The sequence below is a fragment of the Rhodoplanes elegans genome (assembly GCF_016653355.1).
Classification (GTDB): Bacteria; Pseudomonadota; Alphaproteobacteria; order Rhizobiales; family Xanthobacteraceae; genus Rhodoplanes; species Rhodoplanes elegans.
Genome location: NZ_NHSK01000049.1, coordinates 1 through 16,373 on the forward strand (window position 1 = coordinate 1; position 16,373 = coordinate 16,373).

16 protein-coding genes are annotated in these 16,373 nt (G+C 69.9%); 15 read left to right on the forward strand and 1 reads right to left on the reverse strand.

All coding sequences use genetic code 11. From position 1 onward, the window contains the following. Positions 1–532 (reverse strand): MarR family winged helix-turn-helix transcriptional regulator (locus tag CCR97_RS03895; protein ID WP_207199376.1); only part of this gene is annotated, 532 nt, incomplete at its 3' end. A 256-nt stretch (positions 533–788) separates the two neighbouring features. On the opposite strand from CCR97_RS03895, the gene CCR97_RS03900 reads away from it, so the two are divergent. From CCR97_RS03900 to CCR97_RS03970, 15 genes are all read left to right on the forward strand, one after another. Further along, entirely contained in the window at positions 789–1,595 is an 807-nt protein-coding gene (locus CCR97_RS03900) for an ABC transporter ATP-binding protein (RefSeq protein ID WP_111360634.1), read from the forward strand. Beyond that, a complete protein-coding gene (locus CCR97_RS03905) occupies positions 1,592–2,479 on the forward strand; it encodes an ABC transporter permease (protein WP_201159315.1) in 888 nt (295 codons plus the stop codon). The genes CCR97_RS03900 and CCR97_RS03905 overlap by 4 nt, the downstream gene beginning before the upstream one ends. 13 nt (positions 2,480–2,492) lie before the next feature. Continuing rightward, entirely contained in the window at positions 2,493–3,944 is a 1,452-nt protein-coding gene (locus CCR97_RS03910; RefSeq protein ID WP_111360066.1) for an amidohydrolase family protein, read from the forward strand. 37 nt (positions 3,945–3,981) lie between these two features. Further along, positions 3,982–5,034, forward strand: a complete 1,053-nt coding sequence (locus CCR97_RS03915) for an ABC transporter substrate-binding protein (RefSeq protein ID WP_170146066.1) — start codon at positions 3,982–3,984, stop codon at positions 5,032–5,034. 264 nt (positions 5,035–5,298) lie between these two features. Continuing rightward, on the forward strand, positions 5,299–6,507 hold the full coding sequence (locus tag CCR97_RS03920; RefSeq protein WP_111357279.1) for a M24 family metallopeptidase: 1,209 nt from the start codon (positions 5,299–5,301) through the stop codon (positions 6,505–6,507). 113 nt (positions 6,508–6,620) lie between these two features. Next, a complete protein-coding gene (locus tag CCR97_RS03925; protein ID WP_111357278.1) occupies positions 6,621–7,298 on the forward strand; it encodes a GntR family transcriptional regulator in 678 nt (225 codons plus the stop codon). Positions 7,299–7,540: 242 nt separating this feature from the next. Continuing rightward, positions 7,541–8,626, forward strand: a complete 1,086-nt coding sequence (locus tag CCR97_RS03930; protein ID WP_170145820.1) for an ABC transporter substrate-binding protein — start codon at positions 7,541–7,543, stop codon at positions 8,624–8,626. Between the two features lie 19 nt (positions 8,627–8,645). Further along, on the forward strand, positions 8,646–9,479 hold the full coding sequence (locus tag CCR97_RS03935) for an ABC transporter ATP-binding protein (protein ID WP_111357281.1): 834 nt from the start codon (positions 8,646–8,648) through the stop codon (positions 9,477–9,479). Positions 9,480–9,581: 102 nt separating this feature from the next. Next, a complete protein-coding gene (locus CCR97_RS03940) occupies positions 9,582–10,406 on the forward strand; it encodes an ABC transporter permease (RefSeq protein ID WP_111357276.1) in 825 nt (274 codons plus the stop codon). 123 nt (positions 10,407–10,529) lie between these two features. After that, complete coding sequence (locus CCR97_RS03945) at positions 10,530–11,312, forward strand: SDR family oxidoreductase (protein WP_111357275.1); 783 nt, start codon at positions 10,530–10,532, stop codon at positions 11,310–11,312. A gap of 37 nt (positions 11,313–11,349) precedes the next feature. Then, positions 11,350–12,480, forward strand: coding sequence for a pyridoxal phosphate-dependent aminotransferase (locus tag CCR97_RS03950; RefSeq protein ID WP_111357274.1), 1,131 nt, complete (start codon positions 11,350–11,352; stop codon positions 12,478–12,480). 202 nt (positions 12,481–12,682) lie between these two features. Further along, positions 12,683–13,564 carry an alpha/beta fold hydrolase gene (locus tag CCR97_RS03955; RefSeq protein ID WP_111357273.1) on the forward strand — a complete coding sequence of 294 codons (882 nt, stop codon included), beginning with the start codon at positions 12,683–12,685 and terminating at the stop codon, positions 13,562–13,564. A 12-nt stretch (positions 13,565–13,576) separates the two neighbouring features. Beyond that, positions 13,577–14,833 carry a M20 family metallo-hydrolase gene (locus CCR97_RS03960; protein ID WP_111357272.1) on the forward strand — a complete coding sequence of 419 codons (1,257 nt, stop codon included), beginning with the start codon at positions 13,577–13,579 and terminating at the stop codon, positions 14,831–14,833. A 33-nt stretch (positions 14,834–14,866) separates the two neighbouring features. After that, positions 14,867–15,649 (forward strand): GNAT family N-acetyltransferase, encoded by a 783-nt coding sequence (locus CCR97_RS03965; RefSeq protein WP_201159316.1) that lies wholly within the window; start codon positions 14,867–14,869, stop codon positions 15,647–15,649. Beyond that, on the forward strand, positions 15,646–16,344 hold the full coding sequence (locus tag CCR97_RS03970; protein ID WP_201159317.1) for an FCD domain-containing protein: 699 nt from the start codon (positions 15,646–15,648) through the stop codon (positions 16,342–16,344). Before CCR97_RS03965 ends, CCR97_RS03970 begins: the two co-directional genes overlap by 4 nt. Positions 16,345–16,373: the final 29 nt, after the last annotated feature.

The window sequence follows — 16,373 nt, forward strand, 5'->3', positions numbered from 1 at the left end:
CTGACGAAGCTCCTCGCCGCGCACCCCCGACGCGCTGCTCGGTCGCGGCGAGGAGCTTCGTCAGCAGCGCGGCGAGCTGGCGCTGCTCGGCGGCCGACAGCGGGTCGAGGAGCTCCTCGACCCCGCCGACGTGATCGGCGATGGCGCGGTCGGCGAGCCGCTTGCCGGCCGGGGTGAGGCGGATGATGGCGCCGCGGCGGTCGCGCGGGTCGGGCCGCCGCTCGACCAGCCCCAGCGCCTCGACCTTGTCGATCCGGTTGGTGATGGCGCCCGAGGTGAGCAGCGACTCGGCGAGCAGGTCGGTCGGCCGCAGCGCGTAGGGCTTGCCCGAGCGGCGCAGCGTCACGATCAGGCTGAACGCCTCCCAAGAGAGCCCGAGCGGCACCAGCCAGCCCTCGCTCCGCCGCTGGAAATGCGCGGCGAGCCGCATGACGCGGCCCTGCACGCCGATCGGCGAGGGATCGAGATCGGGGCGCTCGCGCCGCCATTCGGCGAGCAGCTTCGCGACGGAATCGGACACTTCGGTGGTCATCTGGCCTGCGCTCGAACGTTCGGTGCCGCTGCTCGAACCATGATGCTCGAAACCATGATGCTCGTAACACGGTGTGCGACCGCGAAGGTCGCCGCCGTCGTTTGCGGCACTGCGCACGCATAATGAGCTTGACGAGGCGGGCGTGCAAATGAAAAGCTCAACGTTAAGATAATGAACATCGAGCTGATCGGTGCCGTGTGTCGGCAGGGCATCGCCGCTTTCCCTCCCTTCGGCGCTTTCCTGCGAGCCCCCGCGCATGGACATCTTCGTCGAGAATCTCGTGCAGGTGTGGGACGACGGCGGCGACGGCGTGCGCGCGCTCGACGGCATCACGCATCGCTTCCGCTCCGGCACGCTCACCTGCCTGCTCGGCCCCAGCGGCTGCGGCAAGAGCACGCTCGCCCAGATCGTCGGCGGCATCGAGAGCGCGACCTCGGGCACGATCCGCATCGTCGATCCGAAGACGCCAGGCGCGCCGCCCGCGGCGCCCGGGCAGTGCTCGGTGATGATGTGGCAGTCGCTCAACCTGTTTCCGTGGCGCAACGTCATCGACAACGTCGCCTTCGGTCTCGAGATGGCCGGCGTGCCGCGCGAGGCGCGCTACGCCCGCGCCCGCGAGCTGATCGCCCTGGTCGGCCTGCGGAACTTCGAGGAGAAGGCGTGCAGCCAGCTCTCCGGCGGCATGCGCCAGCGCGTCGCGCTCGCCCGCGCCCTCATCATGGACCGGCCGATCCTCCTGATGGACGAGCCGTTCGCGGCGCTCGACGCGCAGACCAAGATCGTCATGCAGGAGGAGCTCACCCGCATCTTCGAGCGGCTGCGCAACACCATCCTGTTCGTCACCCACGCGATCGACGAGGCGATCCTGCTCGGCGACGAGGTGGTGGTGATGACGGCCCGCCCGGGCCGCATCAAGGAGGTGATCCCCATCGACCTGCCGCGGCCGCGCACCCAGGAGATGGTCGGCACCAAGGACTTCGGCGCGCTCTACGACCGCATCCTCCATCTGATCCGCGAGGAGGTGCTGAACGCCATGCGCCAGCAGGACGAGGCCCTCGCATGATCCCGAGCGGACGCGCCATGTTCGGCGGCTGGAGCCGCCGCGCCGCCACCGGCTTCGCCGGCCGCGGCGGCTTCGCGAGCGGGCGTGCGAAGAGCGGACGGCCGGCGCGCCGGCGCCGCGATCCGTTGTGGATTCGTGCGCTGCCGACGCTGTCGGTCGTTCTCTTCCTCGCGCTCTGGGAAGCCGCGGTGCGGGCCGGCGAGGTGGCGCCGATCATCCTGCCGGCACCCTCCAGCATCGCGCGCTATCTGGTCGCCATGATCGTCGACGGCACGCTGCCGTACAATCTCGCCGTCACCTTCGCGCGCATCATGGCGGGCTTCGTCGTCGCCGGCCTGCTCGGTGTTCTCGTCGGCGTGCTGATGGGCATGTCGCGGATCGCGGCAAAAGTCCTCGACCCCTGGATCGCGGCGCTCTATCCGCTGCCCAAGATCTCGCTGATCCCGCTGCTGATCATCTGGCTCGGCACCGGCGAGGCGTACATCCTCACCATCAGTGCCGTCACGGCGTTCTTTCCCGTGGTCATCAGCACGTTCGCGGGCATCCGCCAGACCAGCCAGGAGTTCGTCAAGGCGGCGCGCGATCTCGGCGCCAGCACCCGCCAGATCCAGGTGCACGTGGTGATCCCCGCGGCGATCCCGAGCATCTTCTCCGGCCTCCATCTCGGCATGGGCGTCACCATCATCCTGGTGGTCGCGGCCGAGATGATCGGCGGCTCCAACCAGAGCGGCATGGGCTATCTGCTCATCCGCTACGGCCAGGTGATGGAGACCGAGAAGGTGTTCGCCGCCCTGGTCGTCCTCGCCGTGTTCGGCGGCGTCATCATCAAGGCCCAGCAGGCGATCGACCGTATCGTCGCGCCCTGGGCCTTCGGCAAGCATTGAACAGGACCGCGACATGGCACGCATCCTCATCGAGAACGGCCTGGTGGTCACGGTCGACGGCGCCCGCAACATGTATCCGGGCGGCGCCGTGCTGGTCGAGGACGGCCGCGTCGCGGCGGTCGGAACGAGCGTCGATCCGGACGTGCGGCGCGCCGTCGACGAGGTGATCGACGCCGAGGGCTGCCTGGTGATGCCGGGGCTGATCAACCTGCACCAGCACCACTGGTACGTGCTGTTCAAGGGGCTCGCCGACGGCATGCTGCTGGAGGACTGGATCACCGATCTGGTCTTCCCGCTGGTGTCGCGGCTCGACGCGCAGGCGATGCGGGTGGCGAGCTGGCAGTGCGGGCTCGAGATGCTGGCGACCGGAACGACCTGCTCGCTCAACCACTCCGTCACGGTCACGACGCCGGAGATCGTCGAGGCGATCGTCGCGCCGCAGGCCGAGCTCGGCATGCGCCAGATCTTCGCCAAGGAGCTGCGCTGCCGCAACCCGCGCTTCGCCGCGCATCCGCTGACGCTCGACGAGTCGCTCGCCGCCTTCGCCGAGGAGGCGCGGCGCTGGGACGGCGCCCATGGCGGCCTCGTGCGCATGGGCATGGTGATCGAGGCGAACGCTCACTGGACCGCCTCGGGCATGAGCACCGAGGAGCTGATCACGCGCGGCTATCAGCTCGCCCGCGATCTCGACCTCAAAATCTCGAGCCACATCGCCGGCGGCACCTTCTCGCTCGAAAAAGGCTTCCTCAAGCATCTGCGCGACACCGGACGCACAGACGTCCGCTACCTGATGCAGCTCGGCGTGCTCGACGAACGCTGGATCCTCGCCCACGGCATCCACTGCACCGAGCTCGACCTCGAGCAGATGGCGCATGTCGGGGCGAGCCTCGTCTACACCCCGACCAGCGAGTCGATCCGCGGCGGCGGCATCGGGCCGATCGCCAATGCGGTCCGGCTCGGCATCGTCACGGCGCTCGGCACCGACGGGCCGATGGTCGATTACACCGACGACATGCTCGAACAGATCAAGGCCTGCGTGCTGTTCCAGCACCAGCGCCACCTCGACCCGACCCGCCTCTCGGTCGAGCAGGCGATCGAGATGGCGACCATCGACTCGGCGCGCGCCGCCGGGCTCGACGCCGAGATCGGCTCGCTCGAGGTCGGCAAGCGCGCCGACATCGCCGTGTTCGACATGCGCCGGCCCCATGTCGGGCCGCTGCTGCGGCCGCTCTCCGCCTTCGTATGCGCCGGCAAGGGCTCGGATGCCAAGGTCGTGCTGGTCGACGGCGAGATCGTCTATCGCGACGGCGCGTTCCCGCACTGCCCCGACCATCGCGAGGTCTTGCGCGAGGCCGAGGCGATCGGCCGCTCGATCGCCGAGCGCGCCGGCCTTTCGGCCCGCATGGCCTCGCCCTGGCCCGTGCATGCCGCACCGGCGGCGCGCCGCCATCCCGCGCATGTCTAATAAACCTCCGCAGCCCCCACGGAAGAAGGACACGGTCATGAAGGCGTCTGGCAGAGTTCTGGCGATCGTCGCCGCGGTGCTGGGTTTGGCGGGAGCGACGAGCGCGTCGCGCGCCGCCGACGTTCTGCGCATCGGGGAGGGGCCCTTCATCACGGGTGGCGGCTTCCTGGTCGCCGACGAGAAGGGCTACTTCAAGAAACTCGGCATCACGATCGAGAAGCGGATGTTCATCGACGGCCAGCAGGCCGTGCCGGCGCTGATCGCCGGCGAGCTCGACCTCACCTTCATGACCGCGAACGCGAGCCTGTTCAACTCGATCGCGCGTGGCGCGCCACTCGTCGTCGTTCTCGACCGCGGCAACAACAAGGCGGGCCGCGGCTACACGGTCATCAATGTCAGCAAGCCGATGGCGGAGGCCGGCATCAAGACGGCGGCCGATCTCGGCAAGCTGAAGGGCAAGAAGATCGGCGTCAGCGGCACCGGCAGCATCAACCAGTACGTCTTCTCGCTGGCGCTGCAGAAGGTCGGGCTCGATCCGCGCAAGGACGTCACCTGGGTGCTCAACGTGCCGCAGCCCGATCTGATGAAGATGCTCGGCCAGAACCAGGTGGACGCGACCGACCTCGCCTATCAGTTCGGCTTCTTCGCCGAGAAGAACGGCTGGGGCCCGATGATCGCCACCGGCGACGCGATCGATCCGGACGGCCCGATCGGCGTCTACGCGACCCGCCAGGCCTTGTTGCGCGAGAAGCGCGACGTGCTGGTGCGCTTCGCCATGGCCTATCTGCAGGGCGCCAAGGAGTTCAACGCCGCCGCCGCGGCGCCCGACCAGCACCCCGAGATCGTCGACATCCTCGCTCGCACCACGGCGCTGCAGAAGCCCGAGACCGTCAAGGCGATCGCGCCCAACTGGTCCTACACCAACGAAGACGGCATGCCGAACGTCGCCTCGATCATGAAGATGCAGGACTACTGGGCCGACTATTACGACTTCGTCGAGAAGAAGGTCCCGGCCGAGCGGCTGTTCGACCTCTCCATCGCCAAGGAAGCGGTCGCGCGGCTCGAGAAGGAGAAGCCTTTCGCGAAGTGAGGTGTCCGTGCGGGGTCATTCCGGGGCGCGGGCGTAGCCCGCGAGCCCGGAATCCATGCCGGTGTCACACCGCCGCGCGCTGGCATCGACTCACCCCTCATGGTGAGGAGCGCGACGAAGTCGCGCGTCTCGAACCATGCGGCCCCGGATCACCGAAGTCCCGGGCCGCCCTCGCCCTTCGAGACTCGCCCTTCGGGCGCTCCTCAGGGTGAGGGCGGCGATAGATCGGCTCCAGCCGGAACAATCTGAAATCGAGAGAGTCCCATGCCGTCGCGTGCCATCGTCGAGGCGGAGCTGCGGTCGCGCTACAGCGACCTTTTGGACGTGGACTATCCGTGCGTCTCGGATGTCGAGATGGAGCGCCGCGCGACTGCCGTCGCCGGCATGATGGCGACGCACGGGCTCGACGCCCTGATCGTCGCCGAGGCGATGCGGGCCGGCACCGCGACCGGCTGGATCACCGGCTGGCCGGTGACGGCGGAGGCCGTCACCGTGATCGTGCCGGGCGTGCCGCGGCGCATGTTCATCCAGCACTACAACCATCTGCCGCTGGCGCGCCGCATCGCCTGGCACACCGAGGTCGCGTGGGGCGAGGGCAGCGCGATCGGCCGCGCCGCCGAGGCGGTCGCGGCGGCGACCAGCGACGCCGCGATCATGGGTCGCGCCACCGTGGGCGTGATCGGCCGTCTGCCGGCGGGCGAGGCGGAGCGGCTCGCCGGGCGCTTTCGCGTCGTCGACATGAACCGCGCCTATGCGCAGCTCCGCATGATCAAGTCGGACGAGGAGGTGCGCTGGCTCTCGCTGGCCGCCGGCCTCACCGATCTCGCCGTGATGGCCTTCGCCGAGAACGCCCGGCCCGGGACGAGCGAGCGCGAGCTGATCGCCCGCGTGCAGGAGAGCTATCTGGCGCTCGGCGGCACCAACTTCATCCACTACGTCCATTCGACCGGCATGGACGCGCCGGACGTCGCGGTGCCGCGGCAGTATCCGTCCGGCCGGGTGCTGCGCACCGGCGACGTGGTGAGCTGCGAGCTGTCGGTCGACTACTGGGGCTGGACCGGCCAGATCTTGCGCACCTTCTTCCTCGGCGCGGAGCCGAGCCCGCTCTATCGCGAACTGCACGCCGTCGCCGACGCGGCGATGGACGCCGTGCTGGCGCAGGTGAAGCCCGGGGCCCATGCGCGCGATCTCGTCGAGGCGTCGCGGGGCATCGAGGAGGCCGGCTTCACGGTGATCGACGATCTCGTCCACGGCTATGGCGGCGGCTACCTGCCGCCCGTGCTCGGCACCGCGAGCCGCCCCTCCGCCGGCATCCCGGACCTGACGCTCGCGGCCGGCATGGCGCTCGTCGTCCAGCCCAACGTGACGACCCGCGACGGCACGGCCGGCGTGCAGACCGGCAACCTGATCTTGGTCACCGAAACCGGCTGGCACCCGCTGCAGCAGTTTCCGCGCGGCTATCAGGTGCTCTGACCGGACACCGCCCGGCGGGTCCGGTCGCGCACGCATCGACAGCCGCAGCCCCGTCGGCCTATGCTGCGCCGCGGTGTGCGGGCGCCTCGCGCCACGGCTCGTCGAGGTGAGGCTTGAAGACCAGTCAGTTCCGGGTGCCGATGCCGGCGGCCGCGACCCGCACCGAGCGGCTGCGGCTGAAGCTCGAGGAGGAGATCCTCGCCGGCCGGCTGCGCCCCGGCACCCGGCTCGACGAGGAGGGCATCGCGCGGCGCTTCGGCGTCTCCCGCACGCCGGTGCGCGAGGCCTTCAAGGCGCTCGCCTCCGCCGGCCTCGTCGAGATCCGACCGCACCAGGGCGCCCATGTGGCGGTGCTCACCCTCAAGGACATCGTCGAGATGCTCGAGCTGATGGGGGTGATGGAGGGCGCCTGCGCCGAGCTCGCCGCCCGCCGCCACACCGCCGCCGACCGGACCGCCGTGCTGGCCGCCCGCGAGGCCTGCGAGGCGGCGCGCACACCGGCCGACTACTACGCCGCCAATGCCCGGCTGCACGAGGCGATCTACGCGGCCGCCCACAACGCCTATCTGGCCGGCCAGACCGAGGCGCTGCGCCATCGGCTCGAGCCCTATCGCCGCCAGGTGACGGCGCTGCCCGGCCTGATCGAGACCTCCAACCGCGAGCACCGCGCCGTGGTCGAGGCGATCCTGCGGGCCGACGGCGAGGCCGCATCGAGCGCGATGCGGTCCCATGTCGCGACGCTGCGCGACGACATCGCCGCGATGGTCGAGGCGGTGGCCATTCCGGCCTGACCGCGCGCACCCGCGGTCTTCAAAACGCTGCGCAACATCGCCGCACCGGGCCGCCCAATCCTCGGGCAAGGCGCTGCGACGCGCGTCCCAACCCTCTGACCGTGAAGGAAAGTCTGGCCGCCCACAGACGTGCAGCATGGTGGAAAAAACTGCATGCATCCGTGGAGAGATTCCATACAATGGCAGGCAAGGCGCTGAAATCTCGCGTCTTCGATCGAAAGGGGGTCTCCGTGAAGCGCTCGATGTCCCGCCGCAGCGTGCTGCGTGCCCTGGGGAGTGCCGGGCTCGCCGCCGGCGTGCTGCCGCTCGCCACCCCGGCGATCTCGCAGGGGCTCACCAAGGTGTCCTTCACCACCTCCTGGATCCCGGAGGGGCCGAACCTGTTCGCCTATGTGGCGCGCGATCGCGGATTCTGGAAAAAGCTCGGCCTCGACGTCAGCGTCGCGCGTGGCTCGGGCTCGGGCGCGGCCGCCCAGGCGGTCGGCGCCGGCACGTTCGACTTCGGCATGGCGGCGACCCCGACCGTGATCGTGCAGGCGGCCAAGAAGCTGCCGATCACCTGCATCGGCCAGATCAACTACGACGCCCTGATGGGCATCGGCGTGCTGGCCGGCTCGCCGATCAAGACGCCGAAGGATCTCGAGGGCAAGAAGCTCGGCGCCAGCGTGTCGTCGGGCGAGTATCCGTTCCTGCCGCTCTATGCCGAGAAGTCCGGCGTCGACTTCTCCAAGATTCAGCTCGTCCAGGTCGACGGCAAGGTGCGCGAGCGCTCGCTGGTCGAGAAGCAGGTCGACGCGGTCGCGGCCTTCGCGACCTCCACGGTGCCGTCGCTCGCCTCGATCGGCACCGACGTGCGCTTCATGCTGTTCGCCGCCGCCGGCCTGCAGTTCTACGGCCAGTCGCTGATCACCCAGCCGAAGCGCGTCGCCGACGATCCGGCGCTGTGCGCCGCCGTCGTCGAGGGCGCGCTCGAGGCGATCAAGTTCACGATGACCAATTTCGACGAGGCCGTGGACATCTTCCTCAAGGCCAACAGCGAGGTGGCGATGTCCTCCTCCGGCAAGGAGTACACCCGCATCGGCCTCGGCCTCACCACCATCACCAATCTGGTGCCGGAGGTGAAGGAGCACGGCTTCGGCTTCGCCGATCCGGCCAAGGTGAAGACGATGGCGGATCTGGTGGTGAAATACGCGGCCGGCGACGGCGCCGCGGCGCCCGACCTCGACGCGCTGTTCACCAACAAGTTCGTCGGCAAGGTGAAGCTCTCCGCCGCGGAGCTGGCGGCGGCCGAGAAGGCGGCGCAGCCCTACCGGCGCTATCTTGTCTAGGAGCGCCGCCGTGCTCGCCATGACGCCGCCTGCGGCGCTCCCGCCGCTGGTCTCGGTCGACGGGGTGCAGAAGACGTATCTGGGGCGGCAGGGCGGGGCGATCCAGGCGGTCGCCTCCGCCACGCTCGCGGTGCGCAAGGGCGAGTTCGTCTCGCTGCTCGGCCCGAGCGGCTGCGGCAAGAGCACGCTCCTGATGATGGTGGCCGGCCTCGAGCCGGTCACGGCCGGTTCGATCGCGCTCAACGGCACGCCGGTCACCGGCCCGCGCCGCGACATCGGCATCATCTTCCAGGACGCGACGCTGCTGCCGTGGAAGAGCGCGCTGGAGAACGTGCTGTTTCCGGTGCGCATCCTCAAGCTGCCGGTCGACAAGTACATCGATCGGGCCCGCGAGCTCCTGCGCATGGTCGGGCTGTCCGGCTTCGAGACCAAGAAGCCGGCCGAGCTGTCGGGTGGCATGCGTCAGCGCGTCGCGATCTGCCGGGCGCTGGTGCACGACCCCGACATCCTGCTGATGGACGAGCCGTTCAGCGCGCTGGACGCCATCACGCGCGACCAGATGAACGTGGCGCTCTCGGAGATCCTCGAGACCTACCACAAGACCGTGATCTTCGTGACGCACTCGATCCGCGAGGCGGCCTTCCTGTCCGACCGCGTGCTGGTGATGGGCGGGCGCCCCTCGACCATCATCCTCGACATGGAGATGCCGTTCGCCCGGCCGCGGCGCTTCGACATCGAGGAGACGGCGGAGTTCACGGCGGTGTGCCGCACGCTGCGCCTGAGCATCGAGGACGCCCACGCTGACGCCGGCGCCAGCCGCGGCCCCCGCGCCGCCGGCTCGCGCGTCGAGTGAGCGGCGGCGCCGCCGCCGGGGACGAGACGCGCCGACGAGACGCCACGATGCGTGCGGCGCCCTGTCCGCGGCGCGCCAAGAAGACCATCCGAGGAGACTCCCATGGCCAACGCCACCATCGCCACCGAGACCGGCACCAGCCTGAAGGTGCCGACCGCGGGCGTCGCCGGCCGCAGCCTGCGCACCATCGGCCTGCCGCTCGGGCTCGCCCTGGTGGTGCTGACCATCTGGCAGGTCGCCGTCACGGTCGCCGATGTGCCGGCCGTGATCCTGCCGTCGCCGATCGCGATTCTGCGCTACATCGTCTTGCGCTGGGACATCCTGATGATGCACGCGATCCCGACGACGCTCGAATCGGCGGCCGGCTTCGTGCTCGCGACCGTACTCGGCATCGTGCTCGCCGTGATCATCACCTACTCGACACTGGCGCGTGACGCGCTCTACCCGAACCTGGTGTTCTTCCAGCTCATCCCCAAGATCGCGCTGGCGCCGCTGTTCATCATCTGGCTCGGGGTCGGCTCCCAGTCGCGCGTCGCCTTCTCGGTGTTCATCGCGTTCTTTCCGATCGTCATCGCGACGGCCGCCGGCTTCATGAACGTCGACCGCAACATGCTGCGGCTTTGTCGTTCCCTGACCGCGAGCGAGTGGCAGGTGTTCACCACGATCCGGTTTCCCTCGGCGCTGCCCTACATCTTCAGCGGCATGAAGATCGCGATGACACTCGCCATCATCGGCGTGATCATCGGCGAGTTCATCACGGCGCAGGCCGGCCTCGGCTACCTGATCATCTTCGCGACCGCCCGGGCCGACACCGAGGTGTCGATGGCGGCGATCGTCGTCCTGTGCGTCGCCGGCCTGCTGCTCTACGGGCTGGTCGCCGCCGGGGAGTGGTTCGCCAACCGGGTCTATTCCACCGAGGCCATGTGACCGGACGGTGATCTGTCGGGTGATCCCACGAAATCCAGACGGCGCCGAAAGCTCGCCCGCACCGAACGAGGCGCGGGCAGGGCGGCTCGGCCCGGCGCCGACGAGACGTCAACGGAGAAGAAAATGGACTTGCACCTGAAGGGGAAGAGCGTCCTGATCACGGGCGCCTCGAAGGGGATCGGACTGTCGTCGGCACTCGCCTTCGCGGCGGAGGGGTGCTCGTTGCATCTGTCGGCGCGCTCGGCCGAGCAGCTCGAGGCCAATCGCGACCGCATCGTGAAGGAATTCGGCGTCGAGGTCGCCATCCACCCGGCCGACCTCTCCGACACGGCGGCGATCGAAACGCTCGCGGCGACCTGCGGCGACGTCGACATCCTGGTCAACAATGCCGGCGACATCCCTTCGGGCGATCTCTTCGCCGTCGATGCGGCGGCGTGGCGCCGCGGCTGGGACCTCAAGGTGTACGGCTACATCGATCTCACCCGCCTGATCTATCCGCGCATGAAGGCGCGCGGCGCCGGCGTCATCGTCAACGACATCGGCAACTCCGGCGAGAACTGGGACGCCAACTACATCGCCGGCGCCTCCGGCAACGCGTCGCTGATGGCCTTCACCCGGGCGCTCGGCGGCGTCAGCCTCGATCACGGCGTGCGGGTGGTCGGCGTCAATCCCGGCCCGGTCGCGACCGACCGCATGATCAAGCTGATGAAGCGCCGCGCCACCGAATGGTACGGCGACGACAGCCGCTGGCAGGAGCTCAACGACAAGTATCCGGGCAAGCGCCCGGCGACGCCCGAGGAGGTCGCCGACCTGATCGTCTTCCTCGCCTCGCCGCGCGCCGCCTACATCACCGGCACGATCGTCACCATCGACGGCGGCATCGCGTCGCGCCGCTCGATCATCTGATCCAGCTCATGAACGAATCTCGGCCGGAGCCGCGTCGATGAAGGACTTCGAGATCCGCAACCGGCATTTCGACCGGTTGATGAGCACGCCCGGCCTGCGCTGGATGGGCCAGAACACCAACCACTATCCGTCGCATCCAGCGGTGCGCCAGGCGCTGATCGACTGCATCGATGGCGAAAGCTATCACGCCTATGCGCCGCCGGCCGGCCTGGAGGAGCTGCGCGAGCTCGTCGTGCGCGACCTCGGGCTCGACGGCCTCTCGGCGCTGATCACCGACGGTGCGGTCGAGGGGCTCTATCACGTCTGCCGCACGCTGTGCGGGCCGGGCGACGCGTTCGTCACCACGGACCCGACCTGGGCGTGGCCGATGGCCTTCGCCCGCGCGGCCGGCGCCGAGGTGATCCAGATCCCGATCTACGGCCCCGAGCACGGCTGGCGGCTCGACCCGGAGCGCCTGCGCCGGGTGGTCACGTCGCGCACGAAAATCATCTACATCGTCGACCCGAACAATCCGATCGGCTGCTGCTGCACGGCCGACGAGATCGCCGCCATCGTCGACATCGCCCGCTCGGTCGGCGCCTATCTGATCCACGACTGCACCTATCGGGATTTCGCCTTCGACCATCATCTCGCGGCGAAGCTCTACCCGGAGCGGACTATCACGACGTGGAGCTTCTCCAAGTGGCTCGGCTTCGCCGGGTTGCGCATGGGCGCCCTGGTGACGTATCCGGATGTCGCCGAGAAGCTCGCGGCGGCGCCGCCCAACAATCTCGGCTCCAGCATCCTGGCGCAGCGCGGCGCCATCGCCGGCCTGAAGGTGAAGCACGAGTGGTTTCCGGGCGTGCTGGCGGCGCAACGTGACAGCCAGGCGCGGGTGCGCGACGTCGCGCAGCGCTGCGGCCTGCATCTGCCGGTGTTCCCGTCCAACGGCAACTTCCTGGTGATCGAGGTCGACAAGGCGGGGCTGCGGCCGGAGGCCGTGTGCGTCGCCATGGGCAAGCGCAACATCCAGATCCGCCACGGCGGCTACCACACCAAGACGTTCGGCGACCGCTTCATCAAGGTGAGCGTCAGCGTGCCGACCGAATGGGTCGACGAATTCTGCGCCGCGCTCCCCGAGGCGGTCGACGAGGCGCGCGGCATGAACGAGACGCCGGCGCTGTTCTGAGCCTTGTTTGGATGGCTCTGAATTGCTCCGTCACCCTGAGGTGTCCCGGCGAAGCCGGGCCTCGAAGGGCGACGGCCGAGGTGCCGGGGCCGTTCATCCTTCGAGGCTCGCTTCGCGAGCACCTCAGGATGACGGGGGTGGGGCGGAGTGACCTAGGAGCGCTTTCGAGCTGAGTCTCGAACCGCGGCGGAAGGAGAGGACGATGGGTTACGTCACGGCCAGCGACGGCGTGAAGCTCTATTACGAGGAGGCCGGCACCGGCACGCCGATCGTGTTCGTGCACGAGTTCGGCGGCGACCATCGGAGCTGGGAGCCGCAGATGCGGTTCTTCGCCCGCCGCTATCGCTGCATCACCTTCGCGGCGCGCGGCTACCCGCCCTCCGACGTGCCGGCGAACGTCGCCGCCTACTCGCAGGCGCGTGCCACCGCCGACATCGCGGATGTGATCACCGGGCTCGGGCTGGGCAAGGCCCACGTCATCGGCCTGTCGATGGGCGGCTTCGCCACGGTGCATTTCGGCCTCGACCATGCCGACAAGGCGCTCTCGCTCGTCATCGCCGGGGCCGGTTACGGCGCCGAGAAGCAGCACGAGAGCTACTTCAAGGGCGTCTCCGAGAACGTCGCCAAGAACTTTCTCGAGCAGGGCGCGAAGCAGTTCGCCGAGATCTACGCGCTCGGCGCCTCGCGGGTGCAGTTCCAGAACAAGGACCCGCGCGGCTGGCGCGAGTTCGCCGACTGGCTCGGCCAGCACGACGAGACCGGCGCCGCCAACACGATGCGCGGCGTGCAGGCGCAGCGCCCGTCGCTCTACGATCTCGAGGATCGCCTGCGTGTCATGCCGGTGCCGAGCCTCGTGATCTCGGGCGACGAGGACGATCACTGCCTGCAGCCGGCCCTCTACATGAAGCGGGTGATCCCGGCCTGCGGCCTGCTGATCCTGCCGAAGACCGGCCACACCATCAATCTGGAGGAGCCGGCGACCTTCAACGCGGCGCTGGCCGAGTTCTTCGCCATGGTCGAGGCGGGCCAATGGCTGCCGCGCGATCCGCGCGCCAATCCGGCCCAGGTCATGCGAACAGACTGAAGCGGAGCGACCATGACGGTGCGACCCGGGACGATCGCCGCGCATGTCGACGCCGAGCGGCTGTGGCGGCGGCACATGGAGCTGGCGCAGCACGGCGCGACGCCGAACGGCGGGGTCGATCGGCAGGCGCTGTCGGCCGAGGAGATCGCGGCGCGCCGTACGATCGTCGCCTGGGGCGAGGCGATCGGGCTTTCGGCGTCGAACGACGACGCCGGCAATCTCTTCCTGCGGCTCGCCGGAACCGCGCCCGACCTTCCGCCCGTGATGATCGGCTCGCACATCGACAGTCAGCCGACCGGCGGCAAGTTCGATGGCGCCTTCGGGGTGCTGGCGGCGCTCGAAAGCGTCGAGGCGATCGTCGCGTCGGGCGCGAGACCGCGCCGGCCGATCGACGTCGTCGCGTGGATGAACGAGGAGGGCTCGCGCTTCGCCCCCGGCATGATGGGCTCGGCCGCCTTCACGGGCGCCCGAAAGCTCGCCGACGTCCTCGCGGTGCGCGACGCCGCCGGCGTCAGCGTCAGTGACGCGCTCGCCGCCGTGCTGGCGGCCGAGCCGCAGCTGCCGGGCCGCCCGCTCGGCACGCTGGTCGCCGCCTTCGTCGAGGCGCATATCGAGCAGGGGCCGATCCTGGAGGCGGAGAAGCGCACGATCGGCGTCGTCACCGGCATCCAGGGCAAGCGCACCTTCCGGGTCACGGTGACGGGCGAGGAGAACCACGCCGGCACCTCGCCGCGTAGCGCCCGGCGCGACGCGCTCGTCTCCGCCGTCGCCATGGTCCACGCGCTGCAGGCGGCGATGTGGGACGCGGCCGACGTGGTGCGCTTCACCATCGGTCGCTTCGAGGTGACGCCGAACGCGCCCTCGGTGGTGCCGGCCCGCGTCGTCTTCTCGATCGACCTGCGCCACCCCGACACGGCGACGCTGCGCGATCTCGGCGACCGCATCCCCGGCCTGTGCGCGGCCGCGGCGGGGCGATGCGTCGTGGAGGTGCGCGAGCTCCTGCACGACCCGCCGCTCGCGTTCCCCGCGGCGATCCGGGACCGCATCCGCGCCGCCGCCCAAGACCTCGGGATCACCTGGATGGACATTCCCTCCGGGGCCGGGCATGACGCGCGCTATCTGCACTATCATGGCCCGACCGGGATGATCTTCATTCCGTGCAAGGATGGCCTGAGCCACCACGAGGCCGAGAGCGCGACGCGAGACGACATCGCCGCCGGCGCCCGCGTGCTCGCCGAGACGGCGTTCGGGCTTTCGGTCGCGGAGTGACGTGATGCGCCAAGCGAGCCGCGGAGAGACGCGATGCGTCCGGTGATCCATCCCGCCGCCGGCCTGCCGGTCGGCCCGCTCGACGACGGCGTGCCGGCCCAGCATCCCGGCCGGCCGCGGCTCGACGGGCGGTTCGTCACGCTGGTGCCGCTCGACCCGGCCGCGCACGGCGACGATCTGTTCGTCGCCTCGCAGGGGCCGGACCGCGAGGCGCTGTGGCTCTATCTCAATGCCGGGCCGTTTCCGGAGCGCGCCGCGTTCGACGCGTATCTCGCCAGCGTCGCCGGCCGCGACGAGCCGGTGACGCTCGCCATCGTCGACAACGCCACGGGGCGCGCCGTCGGCCATCTCGCCCTCATGAGGATCAAGCCGGCCCACAAGGTGATCGAGGTCGGCAGCATCCTCTACACGGCGGCGCTGGCGCGAAAACCCGGCGGCACCGAGGCGATCTTCCTGGTCGCCCGACTGGTGTTCGAGACGCTCGGCTTCGTGCGCTTCGAATGGAAGTGCAACGCCCTCAACGCGCCGTCGCGGCGCGCCGCGCTGCGCTTCGGCTTCACGTTCGAGGGCGTGTTTCCGCGCCACATGATCCAGAAGGGCCGAGCGCGCGACACCGCCTGGTTCTCGATGCTCGCCTCCGAATGGCCCGCCCGCGAGGCGGCGTTCGCGGCGTGGCTTTCGCCCGACAACTTCGACGCTGACGGGCGTCAGCGGACGCCGCTCGGCGCCCTGATGGCGGAGGCCGCACGCCGCTTCCCCAGCGACGAGCGCGAGCCTGTCGCAGGCAACGCCCCCCCGACGGAGGGCGCGCCGTGACGGCGGGGCGCGGGACCGCGCTCGTGCGGCCCGGCCCGGCGCTGCGCGCCGCCGGCCGGACCCTGACCGAGACGCTGCGCCGCGAGCTGGAGGAGGCGATCGTCAAGGGCACGCTCGCGCCCGGCGACCGGCTGGAGGAGAACGACATCGCGCAGCGCTACGGTGTCTCGCGCACGCCGGTGCGCGAGGCGTTCCGGCTGCTCGGCGCCGACGGGCTCGTCGAGCTGAAGAGCCGCCAGGGCGTCGTCGTGCGCAAGATCAGCATCGCGACGCTGATCGAGATGTTCCAGGTGATGGCCGAGCTGGAGGGGCTCTGCGCCCGGCTCGCGGCCCGCCGCATCGCGCCGGCGCAGCTCCGTGACCTGGAAGCGATCCACGCCCGCCTGACGGCGGCGGGCCGGGAGAGCGACGTCGAGCGCTTCTACGGGGTGAACCAGGAGTTCCACGAGCTGATCTACGACGCCGCCCGCAACGCCTTCCTGGCCGAGCAGGTGCGCCAGCTGCGCAACCGCGTCGCCCCGTTCCGCCGCCGCGTCACCTACAAGCCGCATCGCTTCGACAAGACGCTGGTCGAGCACGCGGCCGTGCTGGCCGCGATCGCGGCCCACGACGCCGACCGCGCCGACGTGCTGATGCGCGACCACGTCAACCTCCTCGGCGACGACCTCGTCGACTTCGTCGCCGTGTGGGAGTGAGGGAGGCGGGGCGCGGGTTCGCGTCCGGG